Raw genomic sequence first — 2807 nt, 5'->3', positions numbered from 1 at the left:
ATAAGGGTTTAGAGTCGATTTCGCTCTGGTCGATCGCTGCTGAGGATCTGAGTGAGTTTGTTTCAATCCCTATAAGGGTTTAGAGTCGATTTCGCTGGCGGGAGCCTGAAAACCTTGTGTGATTTGGTTTTCAAGGTACATTAGCGCGAATAAATCAATAATAACATTCAAATTGACGATCGCCTATAAATCGAACCTTTCGATCGAGCCTGAGATGCTTGAATACGAAAGCTTCTAGCCACTGCGCGGATGAAGATTTCATCAAGATCCTTAAAACCCGCCTCAGCCAAATCATCCAGCCGCTGTTGCAGATCTCCATCACCAACACCTACCCATTCGCGCATCAAGCGAAAAATATCGTCTCATCTCGCACCGTCTCACCACCAATCCGCTCCACTTTGGGATGACAGCAAGCACACAGAAAGTAGAACCGAATACTATCCTCCTCTGGCTTAATCATCTTACTCAATCGCGCCCTGAGCTTTGCATATTGACTATCCGTGACATCGCACTCAAACACACTATACTGCATCCACTGACCGTAAGACTTCAACATTTTGTGAATTTTAGTACGGCGTTTGTCTTCAGAAATATCATAAGAAATCACCATGAACATAGGGACGGGGGGGGATAAATGGGACAGAAGGGAAATTTATTTGAGAATGAGGGGTGGGTATTTGTCAGTTTCAGACATCAGATATTTACCCAGCAATCGCGCTTGAAGCTCAAAGGCTTCCTGGTAAGTACATTGTTTCTGCAATACAGGATGCTTGAATTTCGACTGCTTCTTTTGCTCGTACAACCGCAAAAAAGTCTTTCTACCTTCATTTGATAGTGATACGGCATTGCTCAACGGTTCGGTTGTGAAATCACCCACCGTTAGCATCTTCCGATTTAAAGCCGACAACACCATCGCATCAACCACCAACGGTCGAAATTCCTCCATCAAATCTAGCGCCAAAGATGGTCTTCCGTAGCGTTCGGTATGTAAATAGCCTAAATATGGATCGAAACCAACAATATTAATCGCGCTTTGAATGTCGTGTGCTAAGAGTGAATAACCGAAACTCAATAAAGCGTTGACGGGATCTGTTGGCGGACGACGATTGCGAGATTTAAAACTAAAACCCTCAGCGCGAATTAACCGCTCGAAACTCCCAAAGTAAGCCGCACTACCAGCCCCTTCTAGGCCACGTAACGAGTCGATCTGCTCTGTGCGATCGATTGGCTCGATCGCTCGTTCTAGGCGGGTTATTGCCGCTGCTAGCTCAATTTCGGGATGTTCTCTTTGAGCGCGAAGTAAGGCAATCCGATAATTTTTGAGTTTGCCGCGTACAAAACCACGCACGACATGAATCGCTTTGGCTCGATCTTCGCGGGCGGCTGCCCATTGTGCCGACCTAATGAAGATATTCTTAGTTAGAGGTGGTTCTAGACAGCCCAGGTATTTACCCGTTCTAGTCAGGAATGTGAGGGGGATTTTGCGATCGAGTAATTCCATCAATAATGCGGGTGAAACTGTGGCTCGTCCCATAATTACGACTCCTTCAATTTTGATGAGGGGGACATCGAGGAGGAGAGTTTTCTCATGTTTGACGTGCAAGCGTTCGTCAATTTTGCCGATGAATGAGTCTTCTTGAGTGATATAAACTGTGCCCATAGTTTTCCTGGTTTGGTTTGTTTGAGTTGTTGCGGAGATCTTTACCCCACCCCAACCCTCCCTTTATAAAGGGGAGGGAGTTAGAGCCTCCCCTTTATAAGGGGGGTTGGGGGGTAAAAGTCTCCGCCGAAGTCAGTCTTGATGTGCGTGGTTCCTCCCTCGCTCATTTTTAATCTTCTTGATATTTGGTTACTTTGCTTGCTGCTTTGGGGAGGCATTGAGTCTGGAGGCTACAGCCTTGACAGCGAGGATTGTAGATGGGTTTGGGCATTTTACCTGTGGCTAAAAGTTGGCGAACCGATGCGATCGATCTAATCGTACTATTCCGCAAAGTTTCATCAAGCTCGACTAATTGACGTTGATGAGAGTGGAAATAATAGATATAACCTCGATCGATCTGTCTCCCAGTCATTTCTTCTAAACAGAGAGCTTGGGCGCAAACTTGTAATTCATCATTAGCAAATTCACCTTTGGCACTGCGCTTATATTCGACTGGGTAAATTTGTCCATCTTGCTCCTCGATTAAATCTGCTTTGCCGATTAGTCCATATCGATCGGATTTGAGCCAAATTGCCCTGACTTGCCAAGTTTCTTCTCGATGACTATCACCGACTGTATGCACGCGATCGTGTAAAGTAGTGCCTTCGATCGTATATTGATTATCAACAAATTCACCCGCACAAAACATCCGCCAACAGCGATGGGGACAGTAATTATATTGATTGAGCGAGGCAATAGAAATGTAGTCAGTTTCAGTTTTCATAAGCGGCGTGTCATCCCCATCCCCATTGGTGTTTTCCTACCTACTCCGGCATAAAGAGCAAAATCCGTCAAAGCATTCAATTGTTTGATTTGGAGCGGTGAAATATCACCCATGATTTGATACTTGACATCGCCGACAGTACCGATAAATTTACCGATATAGTCATTACTTACTTCGGTACGGATGTCGAAGGCACTAGGAAAGATCGATCCGATTGCTAGATCTGTCATTTCAATTTCACTATATTTCAACCACTTAGAAAGAAGCGAATTAAATATACATTCTCGCGTTGGTAAAGCACTATCAAAACTTCCTTGACGAAAACTCGTAGGTGTCACAAAAGTCAACCGTAAGGTACGATTATGGTCGGAGGCTCGATCGAAT

General features: G+C 44.9%; 5 protein-coding genes. All 5 read right to left on the bottom strand.

The genetic code is table 11. The annotated features are described in order from the left end of the window. Window positions 1-167: 167 nt before the first annotated feature. Window positions 168-344, bottom strand: a complete 177-nt coding sequence (locus RMO35_RS01740) for a hypothetical protein (protein ID WP_309738126.1) — start codon at window positions 342-344, stop codon at window positions 168-170. Then, on the bottom strand, window positions 344-616 hold the full coding sequence (cas2, locus tag RMO35_RS01735) for a CRISPR-associated endonuclease Cas2 (protein WP_310416239.1): 273 nt from the start codon (window positions 614-616) through the stop codon (window positions 344-346). The genes RMO35_RS01740 and cas2 overlap by 1 nt, the downstream gene beginning before the upstream one ends. Window positions 617-652: 36 nt before the next feature. Beyond that, the gene (gene cas1d, locus RMO35_RS01730) at window positions 653-1660 is read right to left on the bottom strand and encodes a type I-D CRISPR-associated endonuclease Cas1d (protein ID WP_309738123.1); all 1008 of its coding nucleotides are present in this window, start codon (window positions 1658-1660) and stop codon (window positions 653-655) included. A gap of 169 nt (window positions 1661-1829) precedes the next feature. After that, window positions 1830-2423, bottom strand: coding sequence for a CRISPR-associated protein Cas4 (gene cas4 / locus RMO35_RS01725; protein WP_309738122.1), 594 nt, complete (start codon window positions 2421-2423; stop codon window positions 1830-1832). Further along, window positions 2420-2807, bottom strand: a 388-nt coding sequence (gene cas6 / locus RMO35_RS01720) for a CRISPR system precrRNA processing endoribonuclease RAMP protein Cas6 (protein ID WP_309738121.1), incomplete at its 5' end; no start/stop codon positions are given. The genes cas6 and cas4, both read right to left, overlap by 4 nt.

It is taken from the genome of Chamaesiphon sp. OTE_20_metabat_361, from assembly GCF_031364565.1.
This window is presented reverse-complemented; position numbering and strand designations above follow the sequence as displayed.